Genomic DNA, 17,886 nt, shown 5'->3' with positions numbered 1-17,886 from the left:
TGGGGACCGCCTGCGGCCTGAGAAGCGGTCCTCCGGCTCGGTTTGAAGCCTGACAAGAATCGTCAGTCTCCAAACGCGTCCCACGCTGTAAGCCGAGAATCGGCTAACACCGTCGACACAGCTGGCTACATCTCTGCCCGCCTCCGGTTAAGCTAGTCTTTGAATAGTAAATTGGTTTAAACACCTGGTAAATCAACATTTAGCCAATAGTAATTGGTAATATCCAGGTAGCCGTGAGTGAGTCAAATTTGGACTCAGCCGTGGGATTTTCAAGCGATCTTCTTGAAAATGGCGACTTGAAGACGCGTTCTTCGGCTTCAAGCGAGGGGCAAGACTGCCCCGTCCTGCTCACCGCGTTCCAGTCCAAATTTGGCGAACGGTAAGGCGTAGGTAAACACATTAAGCAATGAACAGATGAACCGAAATTTAGGAGGAATGACCGATGGGAAAGTACGTACTCGGTGTTGACCTAGGGACAAGTGCCGTTAAGGTCTCCGCACTAGATCACAGTGGGCAGATTGTCGCCCAAGAGAGTTTTGATTACGATTTGATTCAAAAGAAGCCCGGTTATAACGAGCAAAATCCAGAGGACTGGGTTTCCGGTACGACCGTTGCGATTGTACGCTTGATCTTAAACGATCACTTGAGCGCCAGCGACATTGAAGGCCTGAGCTTCTCCGGGCAAATGCACGGACTGGTTCTGCTGGATAAGGACAAGAAGGTTCTGCGGCCTTCCATTTTGTGGAACGATACGCGGAGCACGCCCCAACGGAAAGAAATCGAAGCCAAGATGGGCGACGAGTTCGTTGACATTACCCGAAACCAACCACTAGAAGGGTTCACCCTGACAAAGTTGTTGTGGGTTAAGGAAAACGAACCCGACATCTGGGCACAAGCCAAATACTTTGTTCTGCCTAAGGATTACGTTCGTTACCGCATGACGGGGAACCTCGCCATGGATTACTCCGATGCCACGGGGACCGTCTTACTGGACGTTGCCAAGGGTGAATGGAGTAAGAAGATCTGTGAGACCTTTGATATTCCGTTGAGCATGTGTCCACCATTGATCAAGTCCGTTGATTTTGCAGGGACGGTCACCCCGGCCTACGCTGAATTCTCCGGCTTGACCACGGACACCAAGGTCTTCGGTGGGGCCGCCGATAACGCCGCCGGTGCCGTGGGTGCCGGGATTTTACACCCCAATATGGTGCTGTCCAGTATCGGGACATCTGGGGTTGTGTTGAAGTATGAGGACACGCCTGATGTGAACTACCACGGGGTTGTTCAATTTGAAGATCACGCCATTCCTGACAAGTATTACTCCATGGGTGTGACGCTAGCTGCCGGATACTCCCTCAGTTGGTTTAAGAAGACCTTTGCGCCCGCTGAAGACTTTACGGACGTTGTAGCGAGTGCCGCCAAGTCAACGGTTGGAGCCAATGGTTTGCTCTACACCCCTTACATTGTGGGTGAACGGGCACCGTACGCCGACGCTGATATCCGGGGAAGCTTTACCGGGATCGATGGGACTCATCAACGTTATGACTTCGTCCGGGCCGTTCTAGAGGGCATTATCTTCTCCTTTAGAGACTTGTTCGATATCTACGAAGAAAACGGTGGCGACTTCGATACGGTGGTTTCCATCGGTGGTGGGGCCAAGAGTCCGCTCTGGTTACAGATTCAAGCTGACATCTTTAACCGTAAAGTCGTCAGCCTGAAGAACGAACAGGGTCCCGGCATGGGAGCTGCGATGATCGCGGCCACCGGCTTGGGCTGGTTCGATTCCTTACAAGACTGTGCCAAGACCTTCGTTCACTTCGGCAAGGCTTACGAACCAAACCCAGAGAACGTGGCGAAGTACGCCAAAATGCACAAGATTTACAAGCAGGTTTACCAACAAACGAAGAGCATCAGTGCCCAATTGTTGGATTACCGTCGCGAAGAACTTTAAAGATGAGATTGAGGCGTGAGTGGCGCTATTTGGGGGCCGCCGCCTCCTCCATCATTCAAAGGTGAAGAGATTAGAGAAGCTGGGATTTTTAATCCCGGCTTCTTTGTGTCTCTATTAATACTAACGAAAAAAACCGAAAATCAGTCTCACTTTTTGGCGGTTTAATTTTGATGACTGCGCAATTCCTAATCATTGAAAGGAACAGGGACCGGTCAGAATAGAAAACATTTACGCGTTAGACTGGGATTTTACTAAACTTATGGTGAGCGACTAGGAAGGTGTTTTGCAGCTGAACAAATTAATATAAATCGTTTAGAAAGCGCTTCCATTTTGATGAAGGTCGTGCTATGATGAGTTCATGGTTGGTTGGCAACCTCAACCAACCGACAACCAACTTACATGTTCAGCTATACTTCTTTACATACACTGCCACTGCTGACTATACGACGTTCGTCATACGAAGGAGCGATATCTATGCGAAAGGTTTCGACCGGATTTGTTTACTTTTTCGGTGCATTAGGGGGATTACTGTTTGGCTATGATACCGGGGTTATTTCCGGAGCCATTCTGTTTATCCAAAAGCAAATGCACCTGGGTTCTTGGCAACAAGGGTGGGTCGTGAGTGCCGTCCTCTTGGGTGCTATTCTCGGGGCCGCTATCATTGGGCCCTCCTCTGACCGTTATGGTCGGCGGAAACTACTGTTATTATCAGCTATTATTTTCTTCGTTGGGGCGTTAGGTTCCGGACTATCACCGGAATTCTGGACCCTGATTATCTCACGGGTCATCTTAGGGATGGCCGTGGGGGCGGCTTCGGCGTTGATTCCAACGTACCTAGCCGAGTTATCTCCCGCTGACAAACGGGGAACCATGTCTAGCCTGTTCCAACTGATGGTTATGACGGGGATCCTGTTTGCCTACATTACGAACTACGCCTGGGCCGGTGTCTACACCGGTTGGCGTTGGATGTTAGGGTTTGCGGCTATCCCGGCCGCACTGCTCTTCTTGGGTGGTCTGATTTTACCCGAAAGTCCTCGGTTCCTGGTCAAGACGGGACACTCTGATCAAGCGCGTGAAGTTCTGGATACCATGAACAAGCATGATCAGACGGCCGTCAACAAGGAATTGAGCCAGATTGAAGAACAGGCCAAGATGAAGAATGGTGGCTGGAGCGAACTCTTTGGCAAGATGGTACGACCTTCCCTGATTATTGGGTTGGGCTTAGCCATTTTCCAACAAGTCATGGGTTGTAACACGGTGCTGTACTACGCGCCAACCATCTTTACAGACGTTGGTTTTGGGGTTAACGCAGCTCTGTTAGCCCACATTGGGATCGGGATCTTTAACGTGATTGTGACGGCTATTGCGGTGATGATCATGGATAAGATCGACCGGAAGAAGATGCTGATCGGTGGTGCCATTGGGATGGGGGTTTCCCTGTTCGTGATGAGTATTGGGATGAAGTTCTCCGGTGGGTCTCAAGCTGCAGCCATCATTTCAGTGATTGCCTTGACCATCTACATTGCCTTCTTCTCCGCAACCTGGGGTCCGGTAATGTGGGTCATGATCGGGGAAGTCTTCCCACTGAACATCCGGGGGTTAGGAAACTCCTTCTCCAGTGTGATTAACTGGTCGGCTAACATGGTGGTTTCCTTAACCTTCCCTGCTTTGCTGAACTTCTTTGGCACAGGGAGTCTGTTCATCGGTTACGGGGTTCTCTGCTTCCTGTCCATCTGGTTCGTGAAGGTGAAGGTCTTCGAAACGCGGAACCGTTCACTGGAAGAAATCGAAGCAACATTGCGGGAAAAAGCGGGTGCCACTGCGACCGATCTGAGTTCCGCTAAATAAGGTTTTAAGCGAGAGACTACTCCAGTGAGGGTAGTCTTTTTTTGGTGGGTAATAGGGGCGTGTAAGCCGGCAAAGCGTGTTTTTGAGAGTAATAAAAAACCGCGCCTCATGGGTTGCAGGGCGGTTTGGCGAATGACTAATCGTGAATGATTAAACGAGCACGGACTGAATGGCGGTCGCAGCGATGGCGCCCAATAAAGGACCAAACAGCGGCACCCAAGCGTATTCCCAGTGGGCAACGTCTTTGTTGGGAACGGGGATGATGGTGTAGGCCAGGCGGGGTGCCAGATCACGTGCTGGATTCAGGGCGAATCCCGTGGTGGTCCCCAAGCCAGCACCAATGATAAAGATCACGAGGCCGACCACAAAGGGTTTGAACCCTTGGCTGAAGTTACCTAGGTTGAGGAGGATCTGTGTGAAAAAGAAGGTGGCAATGAATTCGCTGAGAAAGTTAAAGAGGTTATTTTTGATGGTGGGCTTGGTTGCAAAGATGGCGACGGAGTTCCCTTGTTTAACGGTCTTGGCTTCCTTGAACTGCGGATAAAAGTGAACCATCACGATCGCAGCGCCTACGAAAGCGCCTAAGAATTGGCCAAGCAGGTAGGGGCCCACCTCATGCCAGGGAAATAAGCCGAACAGGGCGTAAGCAATCGTAATGGCCGGGTTGAGATGACCCAGGGAGCCGAGAGAACTCGCAACGTAAACACCCATTGTGACGGCGATTCCCCAGGCAAAGGTGATATAAAACCAGTTGGTTCCCGTAGCGGTTCCGAATGTTTTCTTTAAATTGCCACCAGCGGCAACGGATTGTCCTAAAACGATCAGCACGCAGGTCCCAAAAAATTCTCCAATAAAGCCATTCATGCGGTTATCTCCTCGTATAAGCTATAAGTTTACTAAACATTATTAAGTTGGTTCGATAAACATACTAACACGAGATGGAATCGGTTTCAATATCCTATTGTGGTGGAGCGGGTTTTAGAAAATAAATTCAAAAAGATTTCTCGCACATTAGGACAGGGGTTAACCGGCGCTGCATCGGCATTCCTTACAAGCAATAATCGATATATCCCAAAAAACATTCAAAAAATCGGACGTTTATTCAAACGGTTTGCAACGTGAGCGGCTAAACTAATAAATGTAAGCGCTTCACCGAAACGTAAACCGGACTTGCCACTCAGCGTCAGGCTGGGATGACAGCGAGGGTTTAAGCAGGTGAGTTAAGACTAAGGAGGCAGTTTATCGTGAAAATCTATGTTGATGCAAATGCAGCACATGACGGTAATGGGACCAAGGTAGCACCTTATAAACAGATCAATACAGCCGCACAGGTTGCCCAACCGGGTGACAAGGTTCTGGTATTCCCCGGAACTTATCGGGAATACGTTAATCCCAAAAATGGTGGGACCGACGACGAACGCATTACATATCGCAGTGTGGAACCCTTGAAGGCCATCATCACGGGGGCCGAAGCAGTTAAGAACTGGCAACAGTATCAAGGCAACGTGTGGGTGAGCCGGATTAACAATGGCTTGTTTGGGTCATATAACCCGTATACCGAGTTTGTTATGGGGGACTGGTACTTCGGTCCCGTGAACAAGCATACCGGTGCGGTTTACATGAACGATCGGCAATTCTACGAAACCACGTCATTGGAAGAGTGTATTGAAGCCAAGGTTTATGGGCGTTCTTGGGAACGGAAGAATTCCGTTTACAAGTGGTACACCGAACAAGATACGGCTCGTAATGAAACCGTGATTTACGCCAACTTCCAAGGGAAGAATCCTAACGAAGAGAACGTAGAAATTAACGTTCGGCGGGAAGTCTTCATGCCTCAAGAAACGGGCATTAATAATATTACCGTGAGTGGTTTCAACGTTAACAAAGCGGCCACGACTTGGGCACCGCCTGCATCTTACCAAGATGGGATGATTGGCCCCCACTGGTCTCGTGGCTGGATCATTGAAGACTGTGACATTAGCCATAGTCGTTGTGCCGGTATTTCTCTCGGGAAATACGAAGATCCCGTGAACAACCAATACTTCACCTACAAGCACGTGAAGAGTCCAACACAAATGGAACGGGACGCGGTTTGCCGCGGTCAATACCATGGCTGGTTAAAGGAAAATATTGGGCATCACATTATCCGGCGTAACAACATCCATCACTGTGAACAAGATGGGATCGTCGGTCGTCAGGGTGGGGTCTTCAGTATCATCGAAGACAACCACATTCATGACATCAACAACATGCAAGAATTAGCAGGTGCCGAAATTGCCGGGATCAAGATGCACGCTGCGATCGATGTCATCATCCGGCGCAACCACATCAATGATTGCACGATGGGAATCTGGACGGACTGGGAAGCGCAAGGTACTCGGATCACGCAAAACCTGTTAGATCATAACTACGCGCCAACTGGCACTGCAACACGGATCGTGGGTGCTATGCAGAGTCAAGATATCTTCGTTGAAGTGGGTCATGGACCAACCTTGATTGATAACAACTTACTGTTGTCTAAAGCCTCACTGCGGCTGGCTACTCAAGGTGTGGCTTGTGTCCACAACCTCATGTTGGGGTCCATCACGTCCATTGGTGCCAACACCGACTTCTTTGTGGATGGGAAGAACCAACCTCGGTTCACGCCTTACCACATCCAACACCGGACGGAAGTTGCTGGTTTCATGACGATTCTTCACGGGGACGATCGTTTCTACAACAACGTCTTCGTTCAGAACTGGCCAGTTGAAAAGACTGAGGATGAGACTCTGGTTGACCGTGAACACGAGGATACGGAACAAGTTGGGACGGACGGCTTCGATGAATATCCAACCTATGACGAATGGTACGACCAATTTAAGAACGTCAACGGCACGTTTGCCAAGGAAACGGATATGAATGACCTGATGAGTGCGCATTACGGTCACCTGCCAGTCTGGGCTGCCGGAAATGTTTACTTCAACGGCGCCAAGGCTTGGAAGAAGGAAACCGACAACCTGGTTAATACCACTGACAAGGTTTCCGTCGAATTGGTTGAAGATGGCGATAAGGTTTCTGTGAAGACCAACCTCTACGACCTGATTGGCGACTACTACGAAGGCATTATTACCACGGATACGCTGGGCGAGGCCTTCGAGCCGGAACAACGCTACGAGCAACCTAATGGCGATGACATTGTCTTCAATGAAGACTACTTCGGTAATCATCGTGGCGTATCGACGGTACCTGGCCCATTCGTATCGGGCGATGACGCGCGCGAAGTTTTGTGGAAAAACTAAGAATCGAATAATTAGAGTATTCATATTCTAAGCGGCACCGACTGGGTGTTGTGACGTGGATTCTTACTAGGAAAATCAATTTGAGATGATATTTCTAGTAAGGATCCTTTTTGTATAGCAACATCCAGTTGGTGGCTACATATGTCCATTCCTGTGTGAGGAGGATAATCATGAAAAATGAACAGCAAGCAGTCCAAAAGGGAAAATTTCCCTATAGATTAGGTTTTGGGATTCTATTTGGTTTACTGGGGTGGCTGGTTCCCTACTTGGGGGTTAACTCAACCTTACTGCCGGCAAAGATTCAACAGATTGCGCCGGGGCAAAAAGTTCAAATTGTGGCGTTACTAGCCACGATAGCGATGATTGTGGCTACCATTGCCAACATTATTGAAGGGGCACTTTCCGATAGAACGACGAGCCGCTGGGGAAAGCGGAATCCGTGGATCTTCCTTGGGATGATTAGTACGCTGGTGTGCTTTTACTTCTTGACGAAAGTGACCACGGTTCCGGGAATCATCATTAACTGGTCACTGTTCCAAGTGGCGTTGAACATGATGGTAGCGCCCTTGGTCGCATTTATCGCGGACAAGGCACCGAAGAAGTATCGGGGGTCAATTTCCGCCTTCTATGGGGTGGGGATGAACATTGGGACGCCCGTGGGGACGATGATTGCCTCCCACTATATTACCAACGTTAACAGTGGAATTTACATCTTCATGGTATTCGAAATTATCTTTACGATTGTTGGGTTACTGTTGGTCGGTGACGGAAGCAACAAGGGCGAAAAGGTCGAAAAATTACATGGTTCCGAATTGATTGAAGCCTTCTCATTTCCCATTCATGGGGACATCAAGGACTTTTACTTAGCGGTCTTTGGAAAGCTGCTGTTCGTCTCCGCGCAATTTATTATCACCGGTTATCAGTTATACATTTTCACGGATTATATGAATCTGTCGTCAGCAAGTGCCACGCATAATCTCTCAGTGATGTCGATGATTCTGCTGGTGGCGGGGGTGTCATTCGCCATTATCGGGGGGCCTTTAGCCGACAAATTCCATAGCTTGAAGCTCTTGGTAGCCCTGTCAACGGTTGCGATGGGGATCGGGGTTGCCATTCCCGCGCTTGATCCCGCGCCTTGGACGATGTTTGTTTATGCCGGCTTGAGTGGTGCCGCCATGGGGATGTACAACTCGGTTGACCAAGCCCTGAATGTGACGGTATTACCGAACCCCAACAGTGCTGCGAAGGACTTGGGGATTGTTAACTTAGCTAACTCACTGGGTCAGGTATTTGGGCCCATCATGGCGTCCCTGGTGATTGGTTTCTCAGGTTACCGCATGATCTTCCCAATGGCAGGAATTATGTGTTTAGTCGGTGCCGGACTGATTCTGATGATTAAGAAAGTTCATTAGGGCTAACTGAAGGTTGAAAGTTTCAAAGTACTGGCCATATCTGTTCTATCATCAACGGTGTGACTAAAATTAGGCAATTGAGATAATGACTGCAACAATCGTTATCAATTTTGGGTCGAAAATGATAACTTGCCACGTTCTCCAACTGTTTTTGTGATAAAACACAATCATAGCCGGAGTGCGGTAATTTAGACTAATTTAATAGCGTCAAACCAGATTGAGATTGCGCCATCGGTGGGCAATCTCTTTTTCTACAGTTAAATTTAGCAAATGAGTATGTAGATCTCACCATGATTGTGTACAGAATAGGTAAAGACGCTAATGTTAAGTCACCATTGGGTAGACATCTTGCAGTATGAATAGTCTGGCGTATGCAGAATTGAAAGGCGATCATTAACTTTCAATGGTACGCAAGATTCGTGCAATTAATCACAATTTTTTCACGTAAACGCTTTCAAAAGTAGAATGTAAGTGCTATCATAGACTCATAGTTGGTTGCCGCAATCAACCAACAAAAGCTTGCCAACTTACATATTGCATAATTCAGCGGCGATGAACCGCGAAAAGGAAGTAATATTAATGCGAAAAGTTTCTACCGGATTCGTTTACTTCTTCGGTGCCCTTGGGGGTCTCCTCTTTGGGTATGATACCGGGGTAATTTCAGGGGCGATTCTGTTTATTCAGAAGCAAATGCACCTGGGATCTTGGCAACAAGGCTGGGTTGTCAGTGCCGTTTTGTTAGGTGCCGTTTTAGGTGCCGCGATTATTGGGCCATCTTCTGACCGGTTTGGTCGGCGGAAGCTCTTACTGTTATCTGCTATTATCTTCTTCATTGGGGCTTTAGGATCAGCATTTTCTCCAGAGTTCTGGACACTGATCGTTTCGCGGATTATTTTAGGGATGGCCGTTGGTGCCGCCTCTGCATTGATCCCAACGTACTTGGCCGAATTGTCACCTGCTGATAAGCGGGGGACGATGTCCAGTCTGTTCCAATTGATGGTTATGACTGGGATTCTCTTGGCCTACATCACCAACTACTCCTTCGCCGGGATGTACACCGGCTGGCGTTGGATGTTAGGTTTCGCTGCGATCCCAGCGGCCTTACTGTTTATCGGTGGGCTGGTCTTACCAGAAAGTCCCCGGTTCTTGGTCAAGATGGGTCACATTGACAGTGCCCGTGAAGTTCTGGATACCATGAACAAACATGATACCAAGGCCGTCGACAAAGAACTTTCTCAGATTCAAGAACAAGCCAAGATTGTCAGTGGTGGCTGGACCGAACTCTTCAGTAAGATGGTTCGTCCTTCATTGATTATTGGTTTAGGCTTGGCGATCTTCCAACAAGTCATGGGTTGTAATACCGTGTTGTACTACGCACCAACCATCTTTACGGATGTTGGTTTCGGGGTTAACGCCGCTTTGCTGGCCCACATTGGGATCGGGATCTTTAACGTGATCGTAACGGCCGTTGCCGTAATGATTATGGATAAGGTTGACCGGAAGAAGATGCTGATCTACGGTGCCATTGGGATGGCTGCTTCCCTGTTCGTCATGAGCTTTGGGATGAAGTTCTCCGGTGGTTCTCACGTGGCGGCGATCATTTCCGTTATCGCTTTGACCATTTACATTGCCTTCTTCTCCGCAACTTGGGGCCCTGTTATGTGGGTCATGATTGGTGAAGTCTTCCCATTGAACATTCGTGGGTTAGGGAACTCCTTCTCCAGTGTGATTAACTGGGCTGCTAACATGGTCGTTTCCTTGACGTTCCCATCCTTACTGGACTTCTTCGGTACTGGGAGCTTGTTCATCGGTTACGGTGTCTTGTGCCTGTTCGCGATTTGGTTCGTTCACGCCAAGGTCTTCGAAACGCGGAATCGTTCTCTTGAAGAGATCGAAGCAACGTTACGTGCCAAGGCTGGCGAAACTGAACCTGCCAGTGCAACGAAGTAATTTTAAATAAATCACGTTTGAAATTGAGGTGACTCCTGAGAGGGTCGCCCCTTTTTTATCTGACTAAAGGTTGGAAGTTTTAAAGTACTAGGTATACCTATTTAGCAATAACAGTCGACCTAAAATTAGGCAACCTAGTGGTCCCTTCGCCTTACCGGTCGTCAGATATGGACTGGAACGGTGCGAACGCAACTTGAAGCCTCGAAAATCACGAGTCTACAAGCTTGGTTTTCTACTAAGCCAGTAAGAAATTCACTTACTGACTAAGTAGAACGACGCACCTGAGCCCATATCTGCCGACCTCACGGCTTACATGGTGCTCTTAGCTGACTGTGATCATAACTATAGCAGTCGTTATTAACTGAACCGAATACGCGGGGTAGTCACGTTTTCGAACGATGTGTTGTGATAAAACACAACCAGAGCCGGAGGAGGCCAGGGATGGAACCAGCCGTGAAAGTGGTGTTAACTGGCGTTTTTTCAGCCAGTTTACAGCACGGGCGACTTTGGAGACACGTGATCTTCGTGGCTCCAAATCGAGCGAGAAGACCGGTTTCTTTCCGGTCTGAAGCGTCCCCACAGCAGGCGGAATCCCTGGCAGCCGTAGTGCGTCTACTTCAGACGGATTTAATGGCGCAAATATTTACCAATATCGGGACGCGGCGAGCATTTCGGTTCTGCCAGCGTGCTATACTGACTAAAAGATTAACGAAATCGTTAAGGGGTGACCATATGATTGCAGCGTTTGAAACGTATTTGGACAAAATCGAGGATCCCAGCCAGCAGGCACGGGTCCGAGAGGTGTTGAATTGGGTGCAGACGGCATTTCCCCAATTGGAACAACGCTTTGCGTGGAACCAGCCGATATTTACCGATCACGGAACGTTTATTATTGGTTTCAGTGTGGCCAAGGCCCACATGGCTTTTGCGCCGGAGGGTGCGGTCATGACGGAATTTGCCGACCAGATTGCCGCCGATAACTACAATCCGGGTAAGAAATTTGGACGCATCAAGTGGACACAACCCGTAGATTATGACCTGTTGAAGCGGATCATTGCCTTTAACCTTGCGGATAAGGCGGACTGCACGACCTTTTGGCGAAAGTAAATGATTACATCGCTTACAGTCGGTAGCGGCATGACCAGTGCGACCGGCTTTTTTCGTCACGATGATTAAGCCAATTATGCAAGCGAAATTTACATTGGCTAATCGTTATTTTAGGTCACGTAAATGGTACAATAAGGAAAGCTTCAGCCGTCAATGGTGGCGGAAATTGTACGGACAACGGCCACGGTCACGGCGATTATCGGGGGATGAGCGCGTGACCAGTGACCACGGAGTAGTTTAATTATCGGGGAGATTTTAAAACAATGCGACGAGAAAGATTACGGTTCAATCACTGGCGCTTGCCCGTCTTGGCGGGTGTTTTAGCGTTAGCAATGGTGGCCGGTTTATTTGCGGTGCGAGGGATTACACCCTTTGGCGATCGCAACCTCTTAATTGGGGACCTGGGAACGCAGTACATTCCTTTTTTTACGGACTTTACGCGGCTGATTCACGGTCACGTGTGGGATCTTTATAATTTTCATCAGGCCTTTGGCGGGAGCTGGGTCCCGGTCATCGCGTATTACCTGCTCAGTCCCTTCAACCTGTTACTGGCGTTCTTTAAGGCCAGTCAGATTCCCGTGGCGATGGCCATCATTATCATGCTGAAGATCGCGACGATGGCAGGGACCATGACCTTTTACCTGCAGGAACACTGGCGCACCCAGCGGCCCTTTGTGATGGTCTTTGGCGTGGCCTTTGCCTTCAGTGGCTTCGTAGCCCTGAACTTCTTTAATCTGATGTGGTTAGACGCGCTGATTTTTCTACCGTTGATCACGTGGGGGATTGATCGCCTGGTGGTTTCCGGCCGGACGGGGGCCTACTTTGCCTGGCTCTTTATCAGTGTGCTGACGGATTATTATTTGGGTTATATGACCTGTCTCTTCGTCGTTGCCTACTTTATTTATGAGGTGACGGCTGACTGGCCAGCGGGGCAAACGGTGCGCGACTGGCTACGGGCACAGCGGCATCTATTCTACCGCTTCATTGGCGCGTCTCTATTGAGCGTAGGAAGCACGCTGGTCGTTTTATTGCCAACGGTATTGAGCATGTTAGAAACGCCGAAAACACAGTCGCAGTCTGGCAACTTTCATTTGTTGCCGACGTTTGGTCTGGAATTCTTCAGTCAGCTGGGCGTGGGATCGGCAAATTATTTGCAGCGTTTGAACCATGGGCCAGCCATCTTTGTGTCGTCGCTGGTGGTCCTGTTGGTGGTGGCCTATTTCGGCTTGCCACAGGTCAAAGGCTGGGCCAAAGCGCGCGCGGGCCTCTTTCTGCTATTCTTATTCCTGGGAATGTGGTTACGCGGGTTAAATACGATCTGGCATTTGATGACGCCGCCCGCGGGTTATCCCTTCCGTAATAGCTTCTTCTTTAGCTTTGTGCTCATCCTGATTGCCAGCAGTGCCTGGCGCCTGGGCGTCTCGCAGTTGTCGCTACGGTGGCGCTGGGGGATACCGTTAGGGTTAGGCGTCGTGATGCTGCTGGGTAGCGCCCTGATTCCTTGGATGCAGACCGTGACGCAGTCCGATTATTATGCGAGCCTACAGCCGTTAAATTGGCCCGCTATCATCACGAGTCTGGTGATAGTGGTGCTTACGGCCGGTCTGCTCTGGGTGGGTCGGGCGCGTCCTGTCCTGCTGGGCGTAGTCGTGGTGATTGAACTCTTGGTGAACTTTAGCTTTGCCTTGACGGGCGTCGATTATGGGAGTCAGCGTCGGTATGCCAAGGCCTATGACCAGTCCGTCAAACGCTTGCAGCCGATGACCACCGCCACCACCCTCTACCGGATCCGTAATGACACACCGACCGTGGCCCCGGGCTTTCAGGGGCATTACAATCCTTATAACGACAGCATGTGGTTGGGCTACAATGGTACCACGGCTTATAGTTCAACGATTTCTGCCAATACGATTTCAATGGCGAAGTCCCTGGGTCTGTACACACGCAACGAACGGCGCTTGAGTCATCAAGGCTTTACGCCGGTTACGGAGATGGTCTTCGGGATTCGCGAAAAACTGGCGAAGACGGGCAACGTTCACGTTGGGAGCTACAGTGGCATGGGCTTTGCCGTGGGTGCCCCGTTCCTTAACCTCAAACTGTCGTCCAACGCGATTGCCAATCAGGAAGCAATTCTTCAGGCGTTGCGGCCGAGCAAGCGAGCTTACTTCATGCCGGTGTCGGCGGGTCATGATCAGGTTAAGGCCATCTGGCGAATCAACAATCATCCCACTAATTTCGTCTACAATCACAGGTGGCATGTGACCCCACAAGCGACGGGGCGGCTATACCTCTTCGATCCCAGCAGTTCGAGCAAATATTCTACAATGCGGGTCAACGGGCATACCGTGGCCCCACGGATGTTTACGGACGGCAATACCAGTCTGATTAATCTGGGTGAGTATCGCCGGGGTGAGGCCTTGACAATCACGTATGCCAGCAATCGGCCAACACCGAAGTCCCTGGAGGTCGCCACACTACCAGCCAGTCGCATGGCGGCCGTGCACCAGTCGGTCGCTGCCCACGCGTTGACGTTAAAGCGGCATCGCGGTCATCTGCGGACGGCTTATCAGGGGACGTTGACGGCAACCGCAACGAAGCGGTGGGCCTACCTGAGTTTGCCACAAGAACAGGGCTGGCGGATCACCGTGAACGATCAACCGGTGAAGACGCGAACCGTGTTGGGGGATATGACGGCCGTTCCGGTCACGCCGGGGAGAAATCACGTGGTCGTTCGGTATCACGTGCCCGGCGGTGTGGTGGGCCTGGCCATCACGTTGGTCAGTGTCAGCACCTACCTTATTTTCTGGTATCGGAAACGGTTGTAACTAATCGTGGCCAGATGCCATGCTAGAAACCATTAAAAATACCCGTAACTGCCAAACATCAGCGGTTACGGGTATTTGTGTTTCTGGTTATTTTGAAGTGAATCTTAGAGTTGGGGCTGATCCTGGTTCTCGACCGCAACCTGTTTGGTATCAACGGGCTGGCCGCTCTCATTGGTTCTCACGACCAGAACGTCCACTTCCGCCATCCGACTCACGTAGGCGGTGACGGAGCCCTCGACCATCTGCGCGACGGCACTCATTCCGGTCGCCCCCAGCATGATTAAATCATTCTGGTGGTCGCGGACAAATTCGTGGGCGATGACGGTCTTGGGATTGCCGAACCGCACGTGAATGTCGAGGTCCTGAAAGCCCGTTGCGGCCTTGGTCGTTTCCATGAGCGACGTGAGGTAGGACGTCGCATCCGTTGCCAGTTCATGAATCACGCTACCTGGCATGGAGCCACTGGCATAAAAGCCGTAGTGGTTGATCCGCAAGACGTTAAGCAGATCGACGTGAGCGTGGTTGCGTTGTGCCACGGTCACCGCCTTTTTTAGGGCCAGCTCCGCTTGAATGGAGCCGTCGACGGGCACTAAGATCTGTTGGTATTGTTGTCCCATAATTAGCCTTCTTCTTTGAACTGAGTTGTGGTTAGGCCCGTCCACGTAACGTAATCGTGGCGGTGTCCAAGACGTGGCCATTGATTTGATGGAGGAGGTCGTTTAACCAGAAGCCATCGGCCAGGTCAAGCTTGGTGTTTAATGCATAAATGGTCAGACTGTAATCGTGATCGCGGTCTGGTGGGAAGGGTCCCGTGTAGTTTTGGAAAACTTGGGGATCGGTGTTACCCACTAGAGAGCCGGCATTACTGTTGCGGCCATGGACGTGAGGAATGGCGTTCGTGCGGGAAACGTCCATCGGAATCTCACGGGTACTGCCCGGAAAGTTGGCGGCGACCCAGTGAATCCAAGGGAAACCACTGACGGGAACGGCATCGAAATCAATGAGGTTCAACGCCAAGGTCTGGGTCTTCTTCGGAATCTTATGAAGCTTGATCGGGAATGATTTGACGGGTTGCCCGCCGTAAACGTCATCGCCCGTGGCATATTTGCTAAATTCATCGGCTAAAAAGCCATTTTCTTCGGTTGGCACAACGATTCGCATGAAATCCCTCCTAGGTATAACTAACACTCTTCATTATACCGCAGTCAAACGTCAGTCGCGAATATGCATGAATAATGTATAAAAATACGAATATGTCGTATATAACTAATATATTTGCAAAATAAGCTTGATTTTTGCACGAAAGGGCGTATGCTAATAACAACTTAACGAAACGACGAAAGGATTGATGCGTATGACGCCCCAAGCAAAGATTGCCATTTTACAGCACTTGATTCAGATTCCCTCAGTGAACGACCACGAGGCCCAGGTGGCGGACTACATTGCTAGTCTGTTTGAACCCTATCCCCAAGCCAAAATTGAAAAAGTTACCTATGCGCCTGGTCGTGACAACCTGGTGGTCACCATTGGCCATGCGGGTCCCCAACTGGGACTGTGTGGGCACATGGACGTTGTCGCTGCGGGAGATGAAAGTGCCTGGCAGCATGCGCCCTTTGCCGGGGAAGTCGTGGGTGATCAACTCTTTGGTCGCGGTGCTTCCGACATGAAGAGCGGACTGGCCGCTATCGTCATCACCATGCTGGAGTTCTTGGAACAGGGTACACAGCTCCCAGGAAGTATTCGGTTACTGGCGACGGTTGGTGAAGAGACCGGCGAGTATGGGGCGGCTCAGCTGACCGATGCGGGTTATGCGGATCAGTTGGCCGGTCTCGTGATTGCCGAGCCCAGTGGCCTGGATAACGTGGTTTACACGGCGCGGGGCGTGATTGATTATAAGGTGGTCTCTACCGGGAAGGGCGTGCACAGCGCCCAGCCGGAAAAGGGCATCAACGCGATTGATAATCTCATGAAGTTTTACAACGCCGTGGGGCCGGTGATGGCAAAGTACACCAAGACCGATCCCGTTTTAGGCAAACTGCTTCATAACGTCGACCTGATTTCCGGTGGCGAGCAGGTCAATTCGATCCCGGCTCATGCGGAATTGATGGCGAATATGCGGACGATTCCGGCTTACCCAAACCAGGTGATCTATGACGAGTTGGAGGCCCTCATTGCCCAGTTGAATCAAGAGCCGGGGGTGCAGCTTGACCTCAGTTATAGCTTTCCAGAAGAGGCCATTCCGGGTGATCCGAATGCGCCGTTGGTCCAGCTAGCCAAGCAGATCAGTGACGATATTTGTGGGCACGACACCCAGGTAGTGGGTTCCGGTGGTGCCAACGATGGGGCCGAATTCTTACGGGCCAAGGCGGACTTCACCAGCATTGAAATCGGTCCGGGGAGCAACACCTCTCATCAAGTGGACGAGTATATTTCACTCAAGGAATACCTGCAGGCCGTTGATTTTTACGAAGCGTTAGTACCGGCTTTCTTGAAGCAGGCGGCCCAACCGGAGAAGGTACAAGGCTAGCTGATAACGCCTATTGTGACTAGTCGTGTATTGACGTAGGTTTCAGCAAAAATAAATAAAGAGTGTCTCGCGGTCAGGGCCTTTGTCCTGGCCGTATTTTTGTGGTCCAATTATTAAGTTTGCATATAGAAGCTAGCAAACTGCTAAAATTTTAGGCCGGCTACTGGTAATTCTCGAAGGAGCGCCTATATTAGATATCATTGTTATGGGGGGAGAAAAGATGATGACCAAACGCAAGCAACAACGGCTGATTGGCTACCACGTGGGGGTCACGCTGCTAACGCTTTTATCAGTGGGGTTGGTGACGGCTTTGCTAATGGGCTGGGGGGATCGCTGTGCGGAATTAGTCGGAATTAATGGCTTGTTAGTGGTGTTTGCCATTGACTATGTGGTCCGCCTCATCTGCACGCCCAACCGAAAGATCTTTCTCATTCAATCGGCGTTTGATTTATTGGGCATTATCCCGTTGCACCCGGTCTTTGCCTTCTTTCGGCTGGGGCGGTTGGTCCGCTTCATTCGCTACCACCACTTATTCTGGCGCCTGCGCCTCAACAGCAAGTGGACCCGGGCTTATCATCAATTTATGTATAAAACGGGATTTATCTACCTGTTTTCAATCAGTGTCAGTATTATTGTCCTCAGCGCGTTTCTATTCTCACTGACGGAAAAGCAGAGCCTGGCTAATTCCTTGTGGTGGGCGATGACGACGGCGACAACCGTGGGTTATGGGGATGAGACGCCCCACACCGCGTTTGGCAGAATTATTGCGAGTGTCCTGATGGTCGGTGGTATTGGGTTCATTGGGTTGTTGACCAGTACCATTAGTGGCTTTGTGGCCGATCGCAGTCGTCAGGTGGCGACCAGCCAAGAGCGGCAGGAACAGGCGGACCTCAACCAACTCTTGGCGAAGATTGAGACGCTGACGGAGAAGGTGGATCATTTGCAGAAACAAGTGGATGATTCCAAAAAAATCAGATAATTCTGTGAC

General features: G+C 50.2%; 12 protein-coding genes. 9 read left to right on the top strand and 3 right to left on the bottom strand.

The window, feature by feature from the left end; translation table 11 throughout:
- The first annotated feature begins 442 nt into the window (after positions 1-442).
- A complete protein-coding gene (xylB, locus tag FD28_RS07160) occupies positions 443-1,951 on the top strand; it encodes a xylulokinase (protein ID WP_057734053.1) in 1,509 nt (502 codons plus the stop codon).
- Positions 1,952-2,425: 474 nt separating this feature from the next.
- Positions 2,426-3,799, top strand: a complete 1,374-nt coding sequence (locus FD28_RS07155; RefSeq protein ID WP_057734052.1) for a sugar porter family MFS transporter — start codon at positions 2,426-2,428, stop codon at positions 3,797-3,799.
- Between the two features lie 150 nt (positions 3,800-3,949).
- Here FD28_RS07155 and FD28_RS07150 read toward each other — a convergent pair whose 3' ends face one another.
- On the bottom strand, positions 3,950-4,663 hold the full coding sequence (locus tag FD28_RS07150; RefSeq protein WP_057734050.1) for an MIP/aquaporin family protein: 714 nt from the start codon (positions 4,661-4,663) through the stop codon (positions 3,950-3,952).
- Positions 4,664-5,043: 380 nt separating this feature from the next.
- On the opposite strand from FD28_RS07150, the gene FD28_RS07145 reads away from it, so the two are divergent.
- The 5 genes from FD28_RS07145 (at position 5,044) to FD28_RS07125 (ending at position 14,371) form a co-directional block, all read left to right on the top strand.
- Positions 5,044-7,077 carry a right-handed parallel beta-helix repeat-containing protein gene (locus FD28_RS07145; RefSeq protein WP_057734048.1) on the top strand — a complete coding sequence of 678 codons (2,034 nt, stop codon included), beginning with the start codon at positions 5,044-5,046 and terminating at the stop codon, positions 7,075-7,077.
- A gap of 170 nt (positions 7,078-7,247) precedes the next feature.
- Positions 7,248-8,489, top strand: a complete 1,242-nt coding sequence (locus FD28_RS07140) for an MFS transporter (protein WP_057734046.1) — start codon at positions 7,248-7,250, stop codon at positions 8,487-8,489.
- A gap of 579 nt (positions 8,490-9,068) precedes the next feature.
- Positions 9,069-10,439, top strand: a complete 1,371-nt coding sequence (locus FD28_RS07135) for a sugar porter family MFS transporter (protein WP_057734043.1) — start codon at positions 9,069-9,071, stop codon at positions 10,437-10,439.
- A 732-nt stretch (positions 10,440-11,171) separates the two neighbouring features.
- On the top strand, positions 11,172-11,546 hold the full coding sequence (locus FD28_RS07130; protein ID WP_057734041.1) for an iron chaperone: 375 nt from the start codon (positions 11,172-11,174) through the stop codon (positions 11,544-11,546).
- Between the two features lie 263 nt (positions 11,547-11,809).
- A complete protein-coding gene (locus FD28_RS07125; RefSeq protein ID WP_057734039.1) occupies positions 11,810-14,371 on the top strand; it encodes a YfhO family protein in 2,562 nt (853 codons plus the stop codon).
- Positions 14,372-14,475: 104 nt separating this feature from the next.
- Here the strand turns inward: FD28_RS07125 and FD28_RS07120 are convergent, their stop codons facing one another.
- Positions 14,476-14,988 (bottom strand): universal stress protein, encoded by a 513-nt coding sequence (locus FD28_RS07120; protein ID WP_057734036.1) that lies wholly within the window; start codon positions 14,986-14,988, stop codon positions 14,476-14,478.
- Positions 14,989-15,019: 31 nt separating this feature from the next.
- On the bottom strand, positions 15,020-15,532 hold the full coding sequence (locus FD28_RS07115) for a YbhB/YbcL family Raf kinase inhibitor-like protein (RefSeq protein WP_057734034.1): 513 nt from the start codon (positions 15,530-15,532) through the stop codon (positions 15,020-15,022).
- Positions 15,533-15,725: 193 nt separating this feature from the next.
- Between FD28_RS07115 and FD28_RS07110 the strand changes: the two genes are divergently transcribed.
- Complete coding sequence (locus tag FD28_RS07110; protein ID WP_057734032.1) at positions 15,726-16,898, top strand: ArgE/DapE family deacylase; 1,173 nt, start codon at positions 15,726-15,728, stop codon at positions 16,896-16,898.
- Positions 16,899-17,118: 220 nt separating this feature from the next.
- Positions 17,119-17,877 (top strand): potassium channel family protein, encoded by a 759-nt coding sequence (locus tag FD28_RS07105; protein ID WP_191982163.1) that lies wholly within the window; start codon positions 17,119-17,121, stop codon positions 17,875-17,877.
- The last annotated feature ends 9 nt before the right edge of the window (positions 17,878-17,886 follow it).

It is taken from the genome of Levilactobacillus hammesii DSM 16381, assembly GCF_001434395.1.
GTDB lineage: Bacteria > Bacillota > Bacilli > Lactobacillales > Lactobacillaceae > Levilactobacillus > Levilactobacillus hammesii.
This window is presented reverse-complemented; position numbering and strand designations above follow the sequence as displayed.

Excerpts from the sequence above, each read along its gene's own strand:
- FD28_RS07120 (WP_057734036.1), bottom strand. The coding sequence starts at position 14,988 with ATGGGACAACAATACCAACAGATCTTAGTGCCCGTCGACGGCTCCATT.
- FD28_RS07140 (WP_057734046.1), top strand. The coding sequence starts at position 7,248 with ATGAAAAATGAACAGCAAGCAGTCCAAAAGGGAAAATTTCCCTATAGA.
- FD28_RS07150 (WP_057734050.1), bottom strand. The coding sequence starts at position 4,663 with ATGAATGGCTTTATTGGAGAATTTTTTGGGACCTGCGTGCTGATCGTT.
- FD28_RS07155 (WP_057734052.1), top strand. The coding sequence starts at position 2,426 with ATGCGAAAGGTTTCGACCGGATTTGTTTACTTTTTCGGTGCATTAGGG.
- FD28_RS07115 (WP_057734034.1), bottom strand. The coding sequence starts at position 15,532 with ATGCGAATCGTTGTGCCAACCGAAGAAAATGGCTTTTTAGCCGATGAA.
- FD28_RS07135 (WP_057734043.1), top strand. The coding sequence starts at position 9,069 with ATGCGAAAAGTTTCTACCGGATTCGTTTACTTCTTCGGTGCCCTTGGG.
- xylB (WP_057734053.1), top strand. The coding sequence starts at position 443 with ATGGGAAAGTACGTACTCGGTGTTGACCTAGGGACAAGTGCCGTTAAG.
- FD28_RS07110 (WP_057734032.1), top strand. The coding sequence starts at position 15,726 with ATGACGCCCCAAGCAAAGATTGCCATTTTACAGCACTTGATTCAGATT.
- FD28_RS07130 (WP_057734041.1), top strand. The coding sequence starts at position 11,172 with ATGATTGCAGCGTTTGAAACGTATTTGGACAAAATCGAGGATCCCAGC.
- FD28_RS07125 (WP_057734039.1), top strand. The coding sequence starts at position 11,810 with ATGCGACGAGAAAGATTACGGTTCAATCACTGGCGCTTGCCCGTCTTG.
- FD28_RS07105 (WP_191982163.1), top strand. The coding sequence starts at position 17,119 with ATGATGACCAAACGCAAGCAACAACGGCTGATTGGCTACCACGTGGGG.